The sequence below is a fragment of the Fulvivirga maritima genome (assembly GCF_021389955.1).
In the GTDB taxonomy this organism is placed as follows: domain Bacteria; phylum Bacteroidota; class Bacteroidia; order Cytophagales; family Cyclobacteriaceae; genus Fulvivirga; species Fulvivirga maritima.
The window spans coordinates 3,726,705-3,747,188 of sequence record NZ_CP089980.1; the positions used below are offsets into that span (position 1 = coordinate 3,726,705).

General features: G+C 36.8%; 17 protein-coding genes. All 17 read left to right on the top strand.

Going from position 1 to position 20,484, the window contains the following annotated elements; genetic code table 11:
• The first annotated feature begins 67 nt into the window (after window positions 1-67).
• Window positions 68-1,372 (top strand): c-type cytochrome, encoded by a 1,305-nt coding sequence (locus LVD15_RS15860; RefSeq protein ID WP_233776195.1) that lies wholly within the window; start codon window positions 68-70, stop codon window positions 1,370-1,372.
• Between the two features lie 36 nt (window positions 1,373-1,408).
• Window positions 1,409-4,498 carry a TAT-variant-translocated molybdopterin oxidoreductase gene (locus LVD15_RS15865; protein ID WP_233776196.1) on the top strand — a complete coding sequence of 1,030 codons (3,090 nt, stop codon included), beginning with the start codon at window positions 1,409-1,411 and terminating at the stop codon, window positions 4,496-4,498.
• A 55-nt stretch (window positions 4,499-4,553) separates the two neighbouring features.
• Window positions 4,554-5,924, top strand: coding sequence for an NrfD/PsrC family molybdoenzyme membrane anchor subunit (gene nrfD, locus LVD15_RS15870; RefSeq protein WP_233776197.1), 1,371 nt, complete (start codon window positions 4,554-4,556; stop codon window positions 5,922-5,924).
• A gap of 5 nt (window positions 5,925-5,929) precedes the next feature.
• A complete protein-coding gene (locus tag LVD15_RS15875; RefSeq protein WP_233776198.1) occupies window positions 5,930-6,454 on the top strand; it encodes a DUF3341 domain-containing protein in 525 nt (174 codons plus the stop codon).
• A gap of 25 nt (window positions 6,455-6,479) precedes the next feature.
• Window positions 6,480-7,112 (top strand): c-type cytochrome, encoded by a 633-nt coding sequence (locus LVD15_RS15880; protein ID WP_233776199.1) that lies wholly within the window; start codon window positions 6,480-6,482, stop codon window positions 7,110-7,112.
• 37 nt (window positions 7,113-7,149) lie between these two features.
• Window positions 7,150-8,541 carry a quinol:cytochrome C oxidoreductase gene (locus LVD15_RS15885; RefSeq protein ID WP_233776200.1) on the top strand — a complete coding sequence of 464 codons (1,392 nt, stop codon included), beginning with the start codon at window positions 7,150-7,152 and terminating at the stop codon, window positions 8,539-8,541.
• A 35-nt stretch (window positions 8,542-8,576) separates the two neighbouring features.
• A complete protein-coding gene (locus LVD15_RS15890; protein WP_233776201.1) occupies window positions 8,577-9,638 on the top strand; it encodes a cytochrome c oxidase subunit II in 1,062 nt (353 codons plus the stop codon).
• A gap of 17 nt (window positions 9,639-9,655) precedes the next feature.
• Window positions 9,656-11,530 (top strand): cytochrome c oxidase subunit I, encoded by a 1,875-nt coding sequence (locus tag LVD15_RS15895; RefSeq protein WP_233776202.1) that lies wholly within the window; start codon window positions 9,656-9,658, stop codon window positions 11,528-11,530.
• Window positions 11,531-11,537: 7 nt separating this feature from the next.
• Entirely contained in the window at window positions 11,538-12,572 is a 1,035-nt protein-coding gene (locus LVD15_RS15900) for a COX15/CtaA family protein (protein WP_233776203.1), read from the top strand.
• 1 nt (window position 12,573) lies between these two features.
• Window positions 12,574-13,467 (top strand): heme o synthase, encoded by an 894-nt coding sequence (cyoE, locus tag LVD15_RS15905; protein WP_233776204.1) that lies wholly within the window; start codon window positions 12,574-12,576, stop codon window positions 13,465-13,467.
• Between the two features lie 11 nt (window positions 13,468-13,478).
• Window positions 13,479-14,066, top strand: a complete 588-nt coding sequence (locus LVD15_RS15910) for a cytochrome c oxidase subunit 3 (RefSeq protein WP_233780973.1) — start codon at window positions 13,479-13,481, stop codon at window positions 14,064-14,066.
• A 17-nt stretch (window positions 14,067-14,083) separates the two neighbouring features.
• On the top strand, window positions 14,084-14,854 hold the full coding sequence (locus tag LVD15_RS15915; RefSeq protein ID WP_233776205.1) for a cytochrome c oxidase subunit 3: 771 nt from the start codon (window positions 14,084-14,086) through the stop codon (window positions 14,852-14,854).
• 19 nt (window positions 14,855-14,873) lie between these two features.
• Complete coding sequence (locus LVD15_RS15920; protein ID WP_233776206.1) at window positions 14,874-15,212, top strand: cytochrome C oxidase subunit IV family protein; 339 nt, start codon at window positions 14,874-14,876, stop codon at window positions 15,210-15,212.
• A 71-nt stretch (window positions 15,213-15,283) separates the two neighbouring features.
• Window positions 15,284-15,808 carry a hypothetical protein gene (locus LVD15_RS15925; protein WP_233776207.1) on the top strand — a complete coding sequence of 175 codons (525 nt, stop codon included), beginning with the start codon at window positions 15,284-15,286 and terminating at the stop codon, window positions 15,806-15,808.
• Entirely contained in the window at window positions 15,789-16,319 is a 531-nt protein-coding gene (locus tag LVD15_RS15930; protein WP_233776208.1) for a DUF420 domain-containing protein, read from the top strand. The genes LVD15_RS15925 and LVD15_RS15930 overlap by 20 nt, the downstream gene beginning before the upstream one ends.
• A gap of 32 nt (window positions 16,320-16,351) precedes the next feature.
• On the top strand, window positions 16,352-16,621 hold the full coding sequence (locus LVD15_RS15935) for a CAMCR motif-containing small membrane protein (RefSeq protein WP_233780974.1): 270 nt from the start codon (window positions 16,352-16,354) through the stop codon (window positions 16,619-16,621).
• Window positions 16,622-16,831: 210 nt separating this feature from the next.
• Window positions 16,832-20,458, top strand: a complete 3,627-nt coding sequence (locus tag LVD15_RS15940; RefSeq protein ID WP_233776209.1) for an ATP-binding protein — start codon at window positions 16,832-16,834, stop codon at window positions 20,456-20,458.
• The last annotated feature ends 26 nt before the right edge of the window (window positions 20,459-20,484 follow it).

Consider the following 20,484-nt stretch of genomic DNA (forward strand, 5'->3'; position numbering starts at 1 on the left):
GATAGTAGATTTGTGCCGGGTTAAGACATGCAAGTTGTTGCATAGAGAGTTATAAATTAAGTTAACAATGGCGCAAAAAATATCGTTGAAAAGCGTTTTTCTAGCATTAGTATTATTAAGTTCGTTCTTATTTTCATATTCATCACAAGCACAGGAAGCTACGGAAGAAGCGGCTGCTGAAGCTCCTGCAGAGGGTGGTTCGGACGCTCCTTCAGAGGTGCCTACGGACGAGGCTAGAATTTCGGAGGGTAAGTCTTTGTTTGATTCAAACTGTAAGACTTGTCACAGAGTACATGAAAAACTAGTAGGACCCGCACTTAAAGACGTTTACAATAGAGCTCCTTCTATTGATTGGATTGTGAATTTTGTTCACAACTCATCTAAAGTAATCGCTAGCGGAGACGATTACGCTAATAAATTGTACAAAGAGTATAATCAAACTCAAATGACAGCCTTCCCTAGTTTTTCAAGGGATGAGATTTTGTCCATTATGGGTTACATAAAACAGCAGACCGATAAAGGTCCTGAAGTAGCGGTAGCGGCTCAGCCTGCTGCTGGTGCTGGCGAAGCAGCTCAATCAGGTAGTGCTATACCAGAAGGTTATCTGGATGCCATCATGATCGGGCTTATTGTTGTTTTAGTTCTAATTCTGGTAGTTCTGTTATTAATTACTACTGTACTTAGAAAATATTTAAATCAAAGAGCAGATCTTGATGAAAGCGATGCTGAATTAGTTAATGCTCAGTTTAGTCTTGGTAGCACGGTTAGAAGTAAACCATTTATTTTTATCGTTACCTTCTTGTTTACTGCAATTGCATTTAAAGTAGTAATAAGCAACTTATTTGCGGTTGGTATTCAACAAGGATATGCTCCTAAGCAACCTATTGCCTTCTCACATAAAATTCACGCTGGTCAGTACGAAATTGATTGTAACTACTGCCACACCGGTGTAAGAAAAAGTAGAAGTGCAAACATCCCTTCTCCAAACATTTGTATGAATTGTCATAGCGCCGTAAAAACAGAATCTCCTGAGATTCAGAAAATATACGCTGCTATTGAAAATGATAAACCAATTGAGTGGGTTAGAATTCATAACCTTCCAGATTTATCTTACTTCAACCACTCACAACACGTGAAAGTGGGAGGCATCGAATGTCAGACATGTCATGGTGAAATCCAGGAAATGGAAGTGGTTCACCAGGAAGCTCTCTTAACCATGGGCTGGTGTATAGACTGTCATAGAAAGACAGATGTTAACACCAAAGGCAATGAGTACTATGATAACTTAGTAGAGTTACATAACTCAGAGAGTAAAGACGCCTTAAAAGTTGAAGATATCGGTGGCCTTGAATGTGCTAAATGCCACTACTAAAAATTGATTTGATAAGATTCCATCTATAGATAGATTATGAGTGATAATAAAAAGACGTACTGGAAAGGTATTGAGCAATTATCTAATGATCCTGAGTTTATAAAAAACGCAGACAAAGAATTTCCTGAATTCCTTCCAACCGAACAAAATAGTGAAGAGGGTGGAGGCAGCAATCGACGCGACTTCCTTAAAATGATGGGCTTTGGTATTGCAGCTGTTTCTTTAGCAGCTTGTGAGGCCCCCATTAGAAAAGCTATTCCTTATGTGAATAAGCCTGTTGACGTTGATCCTGGTGTACCTAATTACTACGCTACTACCTATGTTAATGGAGGTGATGTTTGTAGCATAGTGGTGAAGACCAGAGAAGGTAGACCAATTAAGATAGAAGGAAATAAATCATCTAAAATCACTCAGGGAGCTACTAATGCACAGGTTCAGGCCAGTGTATTAACGCTTTATGATAATGAGAGATTAAGAGGTCCTAAAATAGCTCAAAAGAATGCTAAATGGGCTGATTTAGATAAAGAGGTTATTAATAAATTAAACAGTGTGGCTGCTAAGGGTGGCCAAATCAGAATTGTAAGCAATACAATTACCAGCCCTACCACATTGAAAGTAATAGAAGAGTTTAAGGCGAAGTACCCTACTACAGAGCTCGTTACTTATGACGCAGTTTCTAGTGATGGTATTCTAAAAGCAAACGAGGAATCATTCGGTCAAAGAGTGCTTCCTTCTTATGATTTTAGCAAAGCCGATGTTATTGTAAGCTTTGGTGCTGACTTCTTAGGTACATGGATTTCTCCTGTAGAGTACACTAAACAATACAGTAAAACAAGGAAATTAGGCCCTGACAAGAAAACTATGTCAAGGCATTATCAGTTTGAGAGTAATCTTTCTCTTACTGGTTCTAATGCTGATTACAGATACCCGGTAAAACCTTCTGAAGCAGGTAAACTGGTAGTAGAATTGTATAATGCATTAGGAAATAAAAAATCATCTAACGAAGGTATTAATAAAGCAGCCGCTGATCTTAAAAAGGCCAGAGGTAAAGCCTTAGTAGTTTCTGGTTCTAATGACCCTGCAGTACAGGTAATGGTTAACGCTATTAACAACTTGCTAGGTAATTATGGAAATACGCTAGATATCACTACTCCTTCTAACTATAGAAAAGGAGATGATTCTGCTATGAAGAGTTTCGTAGCTGATGCTAAAGGAGGTAGAGTAGGAGCCGTTATTTTCTATAACTGTAATCCTTTATATAACTATGCTGGTGCAGCTGAGTTAAAAGAAGCTTTATCTAAAGTTTCTCTTAAAGTAAGTACTGCAGACAGACCTGATGAAACAGCTATTGTTTCTGATTATGTTGCTCCTGATCATCACTTCTTAGAATCATGGAATGATGCTGAACCTAAAAAAGGAAGCTACACTTTAACTCAGCCTACTATAACTCCTATTTTCAAGACAAGACAAGCTCAGGAGAGTTTAATGACTTGGTCTGGAGTAGCAGAGCCTGATTATTACACTTATTTAGTTAATGCCTGGAAAGAGTTAGGTGTTAATGATATAGATGAAGTATTATACGAAGGTGTTTATGAAACTTCTAAATCAGTAACAGAGGTAGTAGAAGAAACGGTAAGTACTACTTCATTTAGTGGTAATGTATCTGCAGCTTCTCAAGCTATCTCTAAGAACTATAAAGGTTCAGGAGTAGAATTAGCACTTTATCAAAAAGTAAGTCTTGGAGATGGTTCTCAGGCGAACAACCCTTGGTTACAAGAGTTGCCAGATCCTATCAGTAAATCTACTTGGGATAACTACTTAACCGTTTCTAAAAAATGGGCTTCAGAAAATGACCTTTCTTCTTCTCAAGGAGAATGTAACAAGGCTAAGCTTACTGTAAATGGTAAGTCAGTAACAGTGCCTATCCTTATCCAACCAGGACAGGCAGAAGGAACTGTTGGTTTAGCTTTAGGTTATGGAAGAACAAGTGCTGGTAAAGTGGCTGATGGAAGAGGAGTTGATGCTTATCCTTTCGTAAATGTATTAAACGGAACTAGCTCATATGATGTATTCAGTGGAGTAACCATTGAAATACTACCAGAAAGATATCAGATTGCACAAACTCAGATGCACCAGACTTACATGGGTAGAGAAGGTGTTATTCAGGAATCTGTACTTTCAGAATATCAAAAAGATCCTTTTGCAGGAAGATATAGACCTCAAATAGCAGACTGGAGAGAAGAGAGTGGAAGTACTCCTGCCGGTGCATTAAGCTTATGGAAAGGTCACGAATATAATAACCACCACTGGGGAATGGCTATTGACCTTACATCATGTACAGGTTGTAGTGCTTGTGTGGTGTCTTGTCACTCTGAAAACAACGTGCCTGTAGTAGGTCGTGAAGAGGTGATTAATAAGAGAGACATGCACTGGATGCGTATCGATAGATACTACAGTAGTGATGCTGCTCCAGATGATCTTAAAGGACTAGAAGAAGCCGCAGCTAATCCTGAGGTGACCTTCCAACCTATGATGTGTCAGCATTGTAACAATGCTCCTTGTGAAACTGTTTGTCCGGTAGCTGCTACCAGCCACAGTTCAGAAGGTCTTAACCAAATGGTATATAACAGATGTATTGGTACTAGATATTGTGCTAACAACTGTCCTTATAAAGTAAGACGTTTCAACTGGTTCAAGTACCATGACAATGGTAACTTCGAGAACACTAATACAGCTATGAACTCTGACTTGGGTAAAATGGTATTGAACCCTGATGTTACTGTTCGTTCAAGAGGTGTTATGGAGAAATGTTCTCTATGTGTACAAAGAATTCAGTACGGAAAACTTGAAGCGAAGAAAGAAGGTAGAAGACCTAATGATGGAGACATCAACACTGCTTGTGCTAGTGCTTGTCCTTCAGATGCGATTGTTTTCGGTGATATGAAAGACGAAAACAGCAGAATCTATCAGTTGCTTAAAATTAAGGATACTGAAATTGATTATATTACTGAGACAGAAATCCACGAACCTAGAGCATACCATGTACTAGAGGAGATAGGTGTTAAACCTAATATTACTTATCTTACTAAGATTAGAAATAAGGATTTAAAAGATCATAAAGCTTAATTGTAAAAGTAAACTGGAGACAGGATACTAAATAGAAATTTTTAATAGAGAGAATATGCAAGTTACTTCATCCGTTCGAGAACCATTAGTAACCGGTGGTAAGACCGTTCACGATGTTACGGAAGATATATGCAGACAGGTAGAGGGTAAGCCTAGTAAATCATGGATGCTTGGAATAGCAGTATCACTGGTGGCTTTACTAATAGGTGCCTATGCTGTATTCATGTTAGTATGGGAAGGAATAGGTGTTTGGGGATTAAATAAAACCATCGGTTGGGCATGGGATATTACCAACTTCGTATGGTGGGTTGGTATAGGTCACGCAGGAACCTTGATCTCTGCCATTCTTCTACTGTTCAGACAGAAATGGAGAATGTCTATTAACAGAGCGGCGGAAGCGATGACGATTTTCGCAGTAATATGTGCAGCTTGTTTCCCAGGCTTGCACATGGGTAGACTTTGGTTAGGCTTTTATTGGGCGTTACCATTACCAAATACGTTCGGTTCACTTTGGGTTAACTTTAACTCACCACTTTTATGGGATGTGTTCGCGATTAGTACTTACTTCACAGTATCACTAGTATTCTGGTACATTGGTCTTATTCCTGATTTTGCTTCTATCAGAGACAGAGCTACCAATAAGATATCAAAAATGGTGTACGGAACTTTGAGTTTCGGATGGGATGGAGCCGCTAAAACTTGGGGTAGATATGAGTTCGTTGCTCTTATCCTTGCTGGTTTGGCTACACCACTTGTACTTTCAGTACACACTATCGTATCTTTTGACTTTGCTACATCAGTTATACCAGGATGGCACAGTACTATCTTCCCTCCATACTTCGTGGCTGGGGCGATCTTCTCTGGATTTGCCATGGTATTAACACTCTTGCTTATCGCTCGTAAGCTCTTAAAGCTTGAAGATTATATCACTCGTGAGCACGTTGAGTTGATGAACATCATTATCATCGTTACAGGTGGTGTGGTTGCCATTGCTTATGCTACAGAATTCTTCATAGGATGGTATACAGGAGTTGAATATGAAAATTATACTTATATGTCATATGGTGCTGCTACTGGTCCTTACGCATGGGCTTTCTGGGCACTGATTATATGTAACATCATTATACCTGGTACATTATGGTTTAAACAAATCAGAACTAACTTTATCACTTCATTCATCATCTCTATTGTTATTAACATAGGTATGTGGTTCGAAAGATTTGATATCATCGTTATGTGTTTGAGCCGTGATTATCTACCTTCTAGTTGGGCTATGTTCTATCCAACTATCTATGATGTGGGTGTATATGTGTTTACTCTGGGATTATTTTTTACACTATTCTTGTTGTTCTCTAAATTCTTCCCGGTAATAAACATGGCCGAAGTAAAAAGTATTATTAAGTCATCGTCTTCTAAAAAGAATTAAAATAAATGGAAAGTAATAAACACTTTGTTTTAGGCATCTATGATGATGAAGACGTTCTCTTAAGTGCTGTGAGAAAGGTAAAAGAGAGCGGCGTTAAAATTCATGAAGTCTACACTCCTTTTCCGGTTCACGGATTAGATGAGGAATTAGGATATAAAAGAACCAGATTACCAATAGTAGCTTTCTTGTTCGGATTATTAGGAACAACATTAGCACTTACTATGCAAATATGGATGCTGGGTTATGACTGGCCTATGATCATAGGTGGAAAGAACTTCGCTTCATTACCTCCATTTATTCCTGTTACTTTTGAGCTTACTGTGCTTTTATCTGCCTTAGGTATGGTGGGTACTTTTATGATTATCAGTAACCTTAAGCCCTATGGCAAGCCCAGATTAATGGATAAGAGATGTACTGATGACAAGCACGTAATGGCTATAGATCTAGCTAAGAATGACTTAAGTCAGGATGATATAAAATCTATAATAGGAGACTCTGGTGCTCAGGAAGTGAATTTAAAGGATTTTTAAATAGGAATAAGGAATATTTAGCACGATGAATATTTATAAAAATATAAAATTTGTTTTTGGAATAGCATTAGCTGCCTCACTGGCTTCATGTGCAGCAGGTGGTGAAGACCAAGGACTAGAATATGCTCCAAACATGTATCATTCAGTTCCTTATGAGCCTTTAACACAAATTACTGATAAATCAGCTGGTACAGCTACCGAATGGTTAGATGAAAATAGTGACGGACATGGTGAGTATTATAACTCTAATCCTCTCAATCCTCATGAAATGACCATGAGAACTCCACCAGCTAATACGGTAAAAAGAAATAAAAATGGCTTTTTGCCATATAGATTACCAAAAGATAGTTTGGAATTAGCTTCTAGAACTATGATAAATCCACTACCTAATATTGATGAGGTAATAGAGGATGGACATATGTTATATAATCGCTTTTGTGAGCATTGTCATGGTGGAGCTGGACAAGCAGATGGACTAGTATCAGAGAAATTTCCTGGTGTGGCTAACTTAACAGGTGCTGCATATAAGGATATCACTGAAGGACATATATTCCACGTGATTACATGGGGTAAAGGTCTTATGGGAGCTCACGGCTCACAGCTTAGTCCTGAAGAAAGATGGAAGATAGCTAAATTTGTTAAAACTCTACAAAAGTAATAATTTATAATGCCGCTGGCATAAAATAGATATTCAAATGACTGAAGAAAGATTTTCATTTACCGCAGGAGCAAAAAAGACCTTGGGTATAGTGGGTATAGTAGGTATTGTACTTTTTGTATTAGGTACAGTACTTAGTATGTCTGGTGGCCATGGGCATGAAGGGCACGGTGAGCATGAGGAAACAGCTTTGGAAGCTCATGAAAGTGCTTCATTACTAGCTAGTGCTGAAACACCCGAAGAAGGAAGTGCTCATGCTGAAGAACATGGTGAGGCTGAAGCTCATGAAGGTGGACACGGAGAGCACCACGAGTCTGCTTATTGGTTAAAAAGAATTTATAGTAATTTATGGGTAAACAACGTTTACTTCACAGGACTAGCCATTATCGGTTTGTTCTTTGTAGCAGTACAATATGTTGCTCAAGCAGGATGGTCAGTTGGCTTTTTGAGAGTTTCGCTGTCTTTAGCTAATTGGATACCCATAGCAGGTATTTTAATGTTTTTGTCTTGGTGGTTGATTCGTTATGATGTTTTCCACTGGACTCACGCTTCATTATATGGACCTGGAGGTGATGAAATTTTACAAGGAAAAGCTCCGCTTTGGTTTTGGCCAATGGAAAGTGGAAGTGCTCTTCCTTTATTTTATATTGCAAGAATGGTTCTTTTCTTTGTTTTATGGTATATGTTATTTGCTATGATCAAGAAAGAGATCTTTGCAGAAGACATTAATGGAGGTGTAGATCACTGGAAAAAAACTAGAAAATATTCTGTTATATTCTTAGTAATATTCGGATTCTCATCTTCCATAGGAGCTTGGGATTGGGTAATGTCTATTGACCCTCACTGGTTCAGTACATTATTCGGATGGTATGTATTCGCTAGCTGGTGGATTAACGGTCTTGCAGTAATTGCACTTATCACCGTGATATTAAAGCAAAACGGATACCTTAAAATTGTTAATGCAAACCACCTACATGATATAGGTAAATTCATATTCGGATTTAGTATTTTCTGGACTTACATTTGGTTTGCTCAGTTCTTATTACAGTATTATGCTAACATGCCGGAAGAGACTGTATATTTCTTACAGAGATTAGAAGTAGGAAACTATACTTGGGTATTCTTCCTTAATTTAATATTGAATTTCATATTACCTTTCTTATTATTAATGACAAGAGATGCAAAACGTCATATGTCTTTAATAAAATTAGTATGCCCTATAATAATTGCAGGACATTGGTTTGATTTCTATCTGATGATTACTCCAGGTGTTATGAAGCTTGAAGGTGGTTTCGGATTTATGGAAATCGGTATGTTTATGATATTCGGTGTAGCGTTCTTATTCGTAGCTCTTAGTAGCTTGGCTAAGTCTCCTTTATTTCCTAAGAACCATCCATTCTTAGAAGAGAGTTTGCATCATCATATTTAAATTATAGTTATAAATAAAGATTAATATATAGGGATATGTTCAAAGTTATTATTGCTATAGGTGTCGTTCTTCTCGTGATCATCCTGTTGACCTTGTTTAGGATTGGCACCTTGGTCAATGTGGTAAAGGGCACCAATAAGGAGAAGGTAGGCTCGAGTAATAAGATTAATGCGGGGTTGCTACTACTATTTATGTTTGTAGCATTTGGGTTATTCTTTTGGTATTCAATCGTCTATTTTGATGATTATACTTTGCCTCAGGCATCAGAGCACGCTTCATCGGTTGACTTTGCTTTTTGGCTAACCATGGGCTTGACAGGAGTGGTGTTTGTGGTAACAAATGTTTTACTGTTTATTTTCAGTTTTAAATATCAGCACAAAGAAGGTGGCAGAGGTAAATTTTACCCTGATAATACCAAGCTTGAGATTCTATGGACAGTAGTGCCTGCGATTACTCTTGCTGGTTTAGTGCTTACTGGTCTTAGTGCTTGGAATAATATTACCTCTAAAGCGTCTGATGATGCTGAAGTAGTTGAGGTAATGGGTTATCAGTTTGCATGGGGTGTAAGATACCCTGGTAACAAAGATGCAGAATTGGGTGCCTACGATTATCGCTTAATTGATGCTTCAAATCAATTTGGTATAGATCTTACAGATGAAAACTCTTATGATGACTTTATGCCTTTGGAATTACACTTACCAAAAGGTAAAGAGGTTTTAATGAAAATAAGAGCCAGAGACGTTATACACAGTGTATTCATGCCTCACTTTAGAGTGAAAATGGATGCTGTACCTGGTATGCCTACTCATTTTAAATTTACTCCTAATAAAACAACACAGGAGATGAGAGATGAACTTGGCGATCCTGAATTCGATTATTTTATTACTTGTACTGAGATTTGTGGAAGAGGTCACTTTTCAATGAAATTGAAAGTTGTAATAGAAGAACCTGAGGCTTATGAAGCTTGGAAAGCGGAGCAGCCTACTTGGTTAAAATTGAACGAGGACTACCTGGAAAAGGTACCTGCGGAAAAAAGAGAGTTAGCTAAAATTAAAGCTGGCATAGAAGATAATACTGAAACTGAAGCTTCATTATAAGGAAAAGATAATAAATTATGGCAACTGCTGATATACACATTACAGAAGGGGAACATGATCATGACCATGATCATCACGGTAACTTTTGGACGACATACGTCTTCAGTACTGACCATAAAATGATAGCCAAACAATACCTGATTACTGGTATTTTTTGGGCTCTTATTGGTGGTACTTTATCTGTTATTTTTAGATTACAGCTCGGTTTTCCTGATGCTGATATATCTTGGTTAAAACCTTTATTAGGTAAATGGATAACAGAACAAGGAAAATTAGACCCTGAGTTTTATTTGGCTCTGGTAACTATGCACGGTACTATAATGGTATTCTTTGTGCTTACCGCGGGGTTAAGTGGTACCTTTTCAAACTTTTTGATACCACTACAAATAGGAGCCAGAGATATGGCTTCTGGTTTTATGAACATGCTTTCTTACTGGGCATTCGCTTTGTCTAGTGTGGTTATGTTCGTTTCTTTATTTATTGAGACAGGACCTGCATCTGGTGGTTGGGTTATTTATCCGCCGTTAAGTGCTCTGCCGCAAGCAGTAAGTGGTTCTGGTTTGGGGATGACTTTATGGCTTGTAGCCATGGCATTATTCATTGTTTCTCAGTTATTAGGTGGGGTTAACTACATTGCCACTGTAATTAACATGAGAACTCATGGAATGTCTTTCTCAAAATTACCTTTAACTATCTGGGCATTTTTCTTAACTGCCGTTATCGGTTTATTATCATTCCCTGTTTTATTATCTGCTGCTTTACTTCTTATTTTTGACAGAAGCTTTGGTACCAGTTTTTATTTATCTGACATTTATATTGGGGGTGAGGCTCTTCCTAACCAAGGAGGTAGTCCTATTTTGTTCCAGCACTTGTTCTGGTTCTTAGGTCACCCTGAAGTATATATAGTTTTATTACCTGCATTAGGTATCACATCAGAGGTAGTAGCTACGAATTCCAGAAAGCCTATCTTCGGGTATAAGGCCATGATCGGATCTATGTTGTTCATTGCTATTTTATCATTTGTAGTTTGGGCGCACCATATGTTCGTATCTGGAATGAACCCTTTCTTAGGTTCAGTATTTATGCTGTTAACTTTAATTATTGCGGTTCCTTCTGCTGTTAAGGTATTTAACTACCTCACTACACTTTGGCGTGGTAATATAAGATTTACACCTGCCATGTTATTTGCTATTGGTTTGGTATCATTCTTTATCTCTGGCGGTTTAACAGGTATATTCTTAGGTAATTCAGCCATAGATATTCAATTACATGATACTTACTTTGTTGTTGCTCACTTCCACTTAGTAATGGGTAGTGCTTCTTTCTTCGGTATGTTATGTGGGGTTTACCACTGGTTCCCTAAAATGTTCGGTAGAATGATGGACAACAGGTTAGGATATATACACTTCTGGTTAACATTTGTGGGAGTATATATGGTATTCTTCCCTATGCATTATATTGGTATAGCAGGATACCCTAGAAGATACTATTCATTCACTAACTTCGATACACTTAACTCATTCAGTGATCTTAATATGTTTGTAAGTATTGCTGCCATATTTACTTTCACTGCACAGTTGGTGTTTCTTTTCAACTTCTTCCACAGTATTTGGAGAGGTAGAAAAGCAACTGCTAACCCTTGGGAATCTAACACTTTAGAATGGACTACGCCTGTAGTTCCCGGACATGGTAACTGGCCTGGTGAAATACCTAAAGTTTACAGATGGCCTTATGACTATAGTAAGCCTGGTTCTAAGGAAGATTTCATTCCACAGCACATACCTTTCTCTATGACTCCTGAGTCTAACTTACCTCATGAGAATGAGATGATAAAGTTAGAAAAGGAAGAAGACGTGAATGTGGTAGTTGTAGATGACAAAAAAGGACACTAATAAGAAAATGAGGCTGTTACATCGTTTCAGCCTCATTACACTTATCGCAATATATGTATTGATTCTGGTAGGTGGTATAGTACGAAGTACAGGCTCAGGAATGGGCTGTCCTGACTGGCCTAAATGTATGGGTCGATGGATTCCACCAACTGATGAATCTCAGCTCCCTGAAAATTATAAGGATTATTATTCAAGTAAGCGGGCTGAAAAAAATGTGAAATTTGCTAAGTATCTGAGAGCCTTTGGTTTTGAGGAATCAGCAAATAGGATTCTAAACGATGAATCCATTCTTTTTGAGAATGACTTTAATAAATATAAGACCTGGGTCGAGTATATAAATAGATTAACAGGAGTAGTAATTGGTTTTTGTATACTAATTACTTGTTTTTTCTCACTCAGGCTATTTAAAGAAAGTAAAACGATAGCTATTCTTGGAACACTTTCCTTAATTCTAACGGTGTTTCAGGCTTGGTTTGGTTCAATTGTAGTATCTACAAAGTTAGTTCCCTGGACTATTACGATACACATGTTTTTGGCCATATTAATAGTTGCCTTTCTGATTTATCTTTATTTTATATCAGGAAGAAACGTAGTGATTGGTTTACCAGGGAATAATAGAACGAAGATAAAAGCACTATTAATAGCTTGTATGGTAATAGGAGTGGTTCAAATATTTTTGGGCACTCAGGTTAGAGAAGCTATTGATGTGATTGCTGCCCAGATGGGAGCAGCTAATAGAGATAGTTGGATTGGAGCACTCGGAATGGAGTTCATTATACATAGAACTTTCAGCTGGCTGGTGTTAATATTACATGGGCTGCTATTGTTTAATATCATGAAGAATGATGTTAAATCAAAGTTAGGATATGGACTGATGAGTGTGGTATTGTTAAGTATTTTAACAGGTGTAGTAATGGCATATTTTGGCATACCAGCCTTTATACAACCGGTACATTTGCTGTTAGGTACTTTAATATTCGGGCTAGAGTTCTTATTGTTTTTACAGTTTTCTGTAAAAGATAAAGGAATAAGGGAGTATTAATATGTTTGTAAATAGTTCTACATATAAAATTAATTTGATAGCAGAGAAAGCTAAAAGCTTGTTTGAGCTTCTTAAGTTCAGACTATCGCTACTAGTGTCTTTCTCTTGTGGGTTTGGATATGTGTTGGGAGCACAGGGTACACTGAATTGGCAGCATTTGATAATTATATGCTTTGGCGGTTTTTTAGTTTCTGGAGCTTCAGTTACAATTAATCAAATTATAGAGAAAGATTTAGATAAGTTGATGTCTAGAACAATGACTAGACCTATCCCTACTGAAAGGGTATCTATATCTGAAGCTATAATGTTGAGTTTTTTCACGGCTGCTGCCGGACTTTGGATCTTAAGTATCTATACTAATGGTCTTACGGTTTGGTTATCTGTAGTTTCCATGATATTATATAGTTTCGTTTATACGCCTTTGAAAAGGGTTGGCCCTATAGCAGTGTTTGTAGGTGCAATTCCAGGTGCGTTGCCTCCTTTATTAGGATGGACAGCCGCTACTGGTCAATTATCATATGAAGCTATTATTATTTTTGGAATTCAATTTATCTGGCAGTTCCCACATTTTTGGGCTATTGCTTGGGTGGCTGATGAAGATTATAAGAAGGCAGGATTTAAGCTATTGCCTTCTGGTGGAAAAAAAGACTTAAATACAGCTATACAGATAATGATCTATACTTTGTTTTTAATACCACTGGGCTTATTGCCTGCTAAAATTGGTATTACAGGTATAGATTCAGCTATAGTGGTTACGGTATGTGGCGTGCTATTCTTAGCACAAACATTTTCACATATGCGTCATGGAAACAGAAAATCAGCATTAAGAATAATGTTTGGTTCGTTTTTATATTTACCAATAGTGCAAATAGCGTATTTGCTTGACAAAGTGTAATAGGAATGGAAATGACAAGCGATTTTAAAATAGTAGAAGAACCTAAGAAAACACTTTCAATGCATCCTCAAAAGTTTGCATTGTGGCTGTTTATGATTACGGTGGTGATGATTTTTGCCTCTCTTACCAGTGCTTACATTGTAAGACAGGCTGAGGGAAACTGGTTGGTATTTGATCTACCTCAAACATTTTGGTATTCTACGGCATTAATAGCAGTGAGTAGTGTTACTATGCACTGGGCATATTTGGCAGCTAAAAAAGATAACCTTGATATGGTTAAAGCTGCTATTATAATCACTACTATTTTGGGTGTATTATTCACCGCAGGGCAGTATTACGGTTGGAAGGTTCTGGCTGAAGAAGGATATCACTTTGTTGGTAACAATGTTTCTGTATCATTTCTACTAGTTTTAGTAGGACTGCACGTTGTTCACTTGGTAAGCGGTATGATTGTTTTGCTAGTTACGTTAGTATCAACTTTTAAGTACAAGGTACATTCTAAAAATCTTAACAGGCTACAAATGTGTGTAACCTATTGGCATTTTTTAGGTGGCCTATGGATTTATTTATTTATATTTTTATTATTGAATCATAATTAGAGATTTAAAGTATCATTATGTCAACTACCACACAGACAATTGATGGCCCAAAGAGGAGTATTTGGGATGGCGGGCAGTCACCGTTTAAGGCAAGTTATGGAAAACTCATGATGTGGTTTTTCTTGCTTTCAGACGCATTTACCTTTTCTGCTTTGCTTATAACCTACGGAATGGTAAGGTCAGCACACAAGGCATACCCTGGAGATATGGCGGACTTTACTTTTTCTAATGAATACTGGCCAGTACCTGAAAAAGTTTTTAATGCAGTTCCATTTTTACATGGTTATGATCTGCCTCTAGTATTTGTAGGTATTATGACCTTTATCCTGATTATGAGTAGTGTTACTATGGTATTAGGTGTAGAGGCTGGCCATAGAATGGATAGAAAAGCAGTAGAGAAATGGATGCTTTGGACCATAATAGGTGGTTTAGTATTCTTAGGCTGTCAGGCTTGGGAATGGACCCACTATATAGTAGGTACTGAGGGCGGAACTGCAATGAAATTCTTGGTTAATGGTTCTTGGGTAGAGAAAACTATTTTTGGAGCTAACCTAAGTGTTAATCAATATGGACCAACTGATTTTGCAGACTTTTTCTTCTTCATTACTGGTTTCCACGGTACTCACGTATTTAGTGGAGTGGTTCTTAACTTTTTGATATACTATAACACTATTAAAGGAGTATACGATAAAAGAGGAAGTTATGAAATGGTAGAGAAAGTAGGTCTTTACTGGCACTTTGTAGACCTTGTATGGGTTTTTGTATTTACTTTCTTTTATCTGGTTTAAGCTTTAAAAATATTTAAATATGCACGCTGAAGAGACATCACACGTACAGGTACAACCTGCGGATAAGGATAAAATCCAGAAGATCTGGATAACGGCTGGTATACTTGCCGGGATAACTGTATTAGAATTTATTATAGCCTTTACCATTCCTTTGGAAATGGCTACTTTGAGAATAGCTATATTCGTAGCTATGACCATTGTTAAGGCTTTCTATATTGTATCAGAATTTATGCACCTTAAATATGAGACCAAGTCATTAATTTGGTCTATCATAATTCCACTTATTTTTGTGGTATGGATGCTAATTGCTTTCTTGTACGAAGGAATGGCCATTTTCGATGGTAGGTACTTAAACTAGAAGCAAACGAAATATATTAAATAATAAGGCTAGTGGTATTTTACCCTAGCCTTATTTTATATTAGAGGGATATGAACAAATTTGTTAAAATTGCTTTTCTAATCATCACGCTGGCTATTCCGGTTGTGATATTTTTGTTTTTAAAAATGTTTGGTACTAATAAATTTGATATCCCTGTCTATTATCAGGATGAGGGAAGTATTAGTGCTTGTCAGACAGCTAAGGCACCTTTTTATTTACCGGATTCATTGTTTGTAGGTGATAAAGGCCAATTAGCCTTTTTGTTTGAAGAGGGCATGAGCGATGAAACTCAATTAACTAATCAAATAAACAGGTTGAAGGATAGTTTTAGCGGACAAATGCCGAACTTTGTGGTGTATGCTAATTCGCCGGTAAAGCTTGAAGGGGTTAAAACTCAGGTTATGACCAATAGTTATTCCGAGTTATTGCATTGTGGTTACTTAGCAGAAAAATCTAATCAATATGTTTTAGTAGATAACCAGAAAAGAATAAGAGGTTATTATGGAACTGATTTAGATGAGCAAGACAGACTTATAGTAGAATTAAAAATTTTAAATGAAAACGGAGACAATTAATAAAGAGGTAAAGTATAAAAAGTTAATTGTAGCTTTATCTATTGTTATACCTGTAGCAGTAGCTGTTTTATTTAAGGTAAGAATTGAAGGCTATGACTTTTCATTTTTACCTCCTATTTATGCTGGTATTAATGGCCTTACTGCCATTGGTCTTATAGCTGGTTTAGTAGCTATAAAGCAAAAAAACATGAAACTACATGAGACCTTGATGAAAGTTTGCATAGGACTCTCAGCAGCTTTTTTGGTCATGTATGTGGCTTATCATATGACTAGTGATTCTACTGCTTTTGGAGGAGAAGGAGCCATTAAGTACATATATTATTTTATATTGATTACTCATATATTGCTTTCTATAGCTGTTATACCTTTAGTGCTGTTCACTTTTGTGAGAGCTTTGTCTGAACGTTTTGATGCTCATAGAAAATTGGCTAAGATTACTTTTCCTATATGGCTATATGTAGCCATTACCGGAGTAGTGGTGTATGTAATGATTAGTCCTTATTACACATAAACTAATTTTAATCTGTATCTGTTATGATTTCAATGAACAAGCTTATTAAATATTTAGTCCTTCCATCTCTGATGATCTTGGTTAATATTATTCCTTCATCTGCTCAATGTGCAATGTGTAGGGCTACGGTAGAAAATAATGTGAGTAATGGTGAAATAGGTATTGGTGCTGGGTTAAACTTCGGCATATTGTATCTATTTGTTATGCCTTATATCCTGGTTTCTGTAGTGGGATATTTTTGGTATAAAAGAAGCAAAGCTAATGCGAAGGCTGAAGCAAGTAAAAGACATATCGCTTATTAAATAATATTACATTTGGAAAAGGAGAAGGTTTATTCAAAGCCTTCTCTTTTTGTTTTATGGGCAATTTATTAACTATGCCTTCATCTTAATACGCTAATTGATAGTAAATGCGTTATATTTAAGAGGTAATGGAGAATTCATAATCATTTGTTAGTAAGGTTAAAATACCCCCTTTTAGTTTCTGCTTTATGCTGTTTTTGTATAAGTGCAGTGCTATATTTCTTTTTTGGCAGGTCTGAGGCTGATCTTAACGATCACATAGATCGAATTGAAGAGAACTTACAATCTGAAGTATTAGATTTACAACGTGAGGTTGTACCTATTCTGGCCACCCTTGAGCAGGATAATGAGCTTCTGTTTACAGAAATGCCTGAGCCTAAACATGCTTTCTATGTGTTTCATGAAGGGCGCATGGTGTATTGGTCTAATTATCGGTATGTGCCTGAATACAGACAGTTAAGAGGAGATTATACTTATAAGCTCATTAAGACTTTACGTAAGGAATACCTTTCCAGAAAATGGCAAATTCAGAATACAGATTATGATATCTATGGCATTATTATGCTACATAGTTCTTATAAAATCGATAATAACTACGTGCATTCTGGCTTTAATACTGATATCTTTTCTAGTCAGCAATTGAGTATTGTAGACGAAGGAGAACAGAAGGGTGAAGCGGTATGCTTAGGTGATAATGAATGTTTGTTTAAAGTAGAGCTTAGCGAGGAATATTCAGCACCTCAAACTACATTAAATTATATTATTACCATAGCGTTTTCCCTGGGTTGTGTATTATTTATCTTGTTTGCTATATCCTATTGTTGGAGTATCAAACAGTACGGTAAGGTGTATAAATCACTGTTAATATTGGCAGTGATGCTCGTTTCACTAAGGAGCTTGATGCTGTTCATCAACTTTCCACAGGGTATGGTTAATCTGGAGCTTTTTGACTCAAGAAACTTTGCCTCTTCCAGCATGAATGCCTCTTTTGGCGATTTATTACTGAACCTTATTTTTCTATTTATTATATCTCTTTATTACTATTTCAGCTTTTATGAATTAGATATTATTGATAGGATAAGGTCGTTAAGCCACCGCATTAGGATAATGTCTATGGTGTTGCTTTCAGGATTAGTATTACTGGTTTTCCACTTTCAATATCTGGTTTTTCAGACTATATATCATAATTCTCAAATAAGTTTTGATATTAACCAAGGAGTTAATTTTGATACCCAGAGGATTACCGTTTTCTTCATTTTCGTAGTAGGAGCGTCCATTACTTTCTTATTATATCATATTGGGTATAAATATATTCTCGCCTTAAGTAAAAGCATAAAAGAAGTATTGATATGGTTTGCCGTAGGAGCCGTTTTATTCGCCTTCGTAAATATGCTTTTAGGGCAGTTTTTTGTCTATAGTTTATCCGTTGCTATTATTTTATTTATCGTTCTGTTGTTTACGGACTTACCTTCTTTTGCAGTAAAGCTGAGCTATAATACTTTTCTCTATTTTTTCACTTTTCTCATCGCTTCAGCTATAATCGGAGCCTTGGCTATTAATAATTTCGAAAATGAACAAGAAACAGAGCGGAAGCTGAAATTTGCTAATCAGTTTTTGATAGAGAATGATAACCTGGCTGAATACCTGCTTTCAGAAGTAAACTTTAGTGTAAAGGAAGACATGTTCATTCAAGGCCGTATGTCTAGTCCATTCCTTTCTAAAGAGGTGATAAAATCTAAGATTCGTCAGGTGTATCTGGGCAGTTATTTCGATAAGTATGATGTGCAGATCTATTTGTATAATGCCAATGGCAAGCCCTTTGAATCTTATGAAGCGCCGCTTGATCCTGAAGAGGTAGAAAGATTGAATGTAGAGGAGTATAAGACTGGCTATGAAGGAATATATTTTATTAACAGACTGGGTTTAAATGCTTCTAAAAGGTACGTTGATTTTATTGAAGTGAAGAAGAGAGGGGTGGTAGTGGGCTACGTTGTTATGAATCTTAACCTGAAAAGAATAATCCCGGATAACGTATATCCGGAATTATTGGTTGACAACAGGTTTCTTTCTCCTTATCAAAATTCTAATTATAGCTATGCTGTCTTTTCACAGAATGACATCACTTATCATTCTGGCGATTTTAATTACATAACAGATTTTAAAACGGAGTTTTTAAAGAACCGCGAGCTCTTCAATGGAGATTTTACCTATGCAGGGTACCGCCATTTGGCCATAAATGATAATCAAGGAAGAGTTATTGTAATCAGTTCCAATAATCATCCTTCATCCGATATTTTTAGTAATTTCTCATTTCTGTTTCTGCTACAGGTGTTTACGTTGATAATGGTGATGGCATGTATTGCTATTTATATCAGTTTTCAGAAAATTACGCTTAATTACTCTGCAAGAATACAGTTATACCTTAATGCAGCATTTTTCCTTCCTCTCATTGCTGTGAGTATAACTACCTTAAGCGTTATTAATTCATCTTTTAAGAAGGAAGTGAATGAAGAGTACTACAGAAAGGCGGAGAGTATAAGTAATAACCTTAGTGATGAACTCAATGCTTATATTCAAAGTATTACTTCTGATAAAGAGGACTTGAGGGGTAAGCTATCGGAAGTATCTAAATATGCAGGGGTAGATGTTAATCTTTTTAATACTCGAGGTAAGCTTCTGGGAAGTAGCCAGCCTTTAATCTATGAAAATGATTTGCTATCGCAGTATATTAATCCTAAAGCTATTGCGAAAATTAAGGAGCAGGGCGAAAATGCCTACGTCACTCGTGAGTCTGTAGGTAAGCTTAATTTTAACAGTACTTTTTATGCTGTTAAGTCTTTTGAAAGTGGCCAGCTGATAGGTATTTTAAGTATTCCGTTTTTTCAATCTGAGTATACCATTCAGCAAAATCAGGTAGAAGTGCTTACCAATATCATGAATATATTCTCGGTTATATTTATCATATTCTTATTAGTATCATACCTGGCAGCCAAATGGCTTACCTTTCCTCTGGTTCTTATTACTCAAAAGCTGAAGAAAACTACTCTGACAGGCTTCAATGAGCCCCTTACCTGGAAGTCTGATGATGAGATTGGCCTTATGGTTAGTGAATATAACCGTATGCTGGTGAATTTGGAAGAGAGTAAAAAGGCGTTGGCAAGAACAGAAAAAGAATCTGCATGGAGAGAGATAGCGCAGCAAGTAGCTCATGAGATTAAAAATCCGTTAACTCCTATGAAGCTTACCTTGCAGCACTTAAGTCGCAGGCTGGAAGGTACTGCTCAGCAAGATGCCTTTGAGAAACCTCTTAAAAGTTTATTGGTACAGGTAGACACCCTTAATGACATTGCCTCTTCGTTTAGCTCATTTGCAAAAATGCCTATACCAGAAAATGAGATTTATGAATTTGGAAGAGTAGTTAAAAACACGGTTAACCTATTAGAAAACACCGAAAATACCACACTTAGTTTAGAAATGCCGAGCCATGAAGTATTCACGAGGGGCGATGAGCAGCTCATGGGGCGGATTATTTCTAATATTATTATCAATGCTATTCAGGCTCGCGAAGATGACCACATAACCATACAAATTCATCTTACAATTTTGAATAGGCAAAAAGCTTTATTGGAAATTAAAGACGATGGGCCTGGAATAGACGAGGAGATACATAATAAAATTTTCATACCTAACTTCAGTACCAAAGAAACAGGATCAGGAATAGGACTAGCCATTGCCAAGCATGGTGTAGAGCATGCAGGAGGTAAGATTTGGTTTGAAACTGAACAAAATAAAGGAACTTCTTTTTTTATTGAATTGCCAATAGTTAATGCTTCTTAATGAAGCTATTATGACTTTTTAGGCTT

Bases quoted from the DNA above. Each gene is read 5' to 3' on its own strand.
- LVD15_RS15880 (WP_233776199.1), top strand. From the start codon at position 6,480: ATGAATATTTATAAAAATATAAAATTTGTTTTTGGAATAGCATTAGCT.
- LVD15_RS15885 (WP_233776200.1), top strand. From the start codon at position 7,150: ATGACTGAAGAAAGATTTTCATTTACCGCAGGAGCAAAAAAGACCTTG.
- LVD15_RS15935 (WP_233780974.1), top strand. From the start codon at position 16,352: ATGAACAAGCTTATTAAATATTTAGTCCTTCCATCTCTGATGATCTTG.
- LVD15_RS15920 (WP_233776206.1), top strand. From the start codon at position 14,874: ATGCACGCTGAAGAGACATCACACGTACAGGTACAACCTGCGGATAAG.
- cyoE (WP_233776204.1), top strand. From the start codon at position 12,574: ATGTTTGTAAATAGTTCTACATATAAAATTAATTTGATAGCAGAGAAA.
- LVD15_RS15925 (WP_233776207.1), top strand. From the start codon at position 15,284: ATGAACAAATTTGTTAAAATTGCTTTTCTAATCATCACGCTGGCTATT.
- LVD15_RS15860 (WP_233776195.1), top strand. From the start codon at position 68: ATGGCGCAAAAAATATCGTTGAAAAGCGTTTTTCTAGCATTAGTATTA.
- LVD15_RS15875 (WP_233776198.1), top strand. From the start codon at position 5,930: ATGGAAAGTAATAAACACTTTGTTTTAGGCATCTATGATGATGAAGAC.
- LVD15_RS15865 (WP_233776196.1), top strand. From the start codon at position 1,409: ATGAGTGATAATAAAAAGACGTACTGGAAAGGTATTGAGCAATTATCT.
- LVD15_RS15890 (WP_233776201.1), top strand. From the start codon at position 8,577: ATGTTCAAAGTTATTATTGCTATAGGTGTCGTTCTTCTCGTGATCATC.
- LVD15_RS15930 (WP_233776208.1), top strand. From the start codon at position 15,789: ATGAAAACGGAGACAATTAATAAAGAGGTAAAGTATAAAAAGTTAATT.
- LVD15_RS15900 (WP_233776203.1), top strand. From the start codon at position 11,538: ATGAGGCTGTTACATCGTTTCAGCCTCATTACACTTATCGCAATATAT.
- LVD15_RS15895 (WP_233776202.1), top strand. From the start codon at position 9,656: ATGGCAACTGCTGATATACACATTACAGAAGGGGAACATGATCATGAC.
- nrfD (WP_233776197.1), top strand. From the start codon at position 4,554: ATGCAAGTTACTTCATCCGTTCGAGAACCATTAGTAACCGGTGGTAAG.
- LVD15_RS15915 (WP_233776205.1), top strand. From the start codon at position 14,084: ATGTCAACTACCACACAGACAATTGATGGCCCAAAGAGGAGTATTTGG.
- LVD15_RS15910 (WP_233780973.1), top strand. From the start codon at position 13,479: ATGACAAGCGATTTTAAAATAGTAGAAGAACCTAAGAAAACACTTTCA.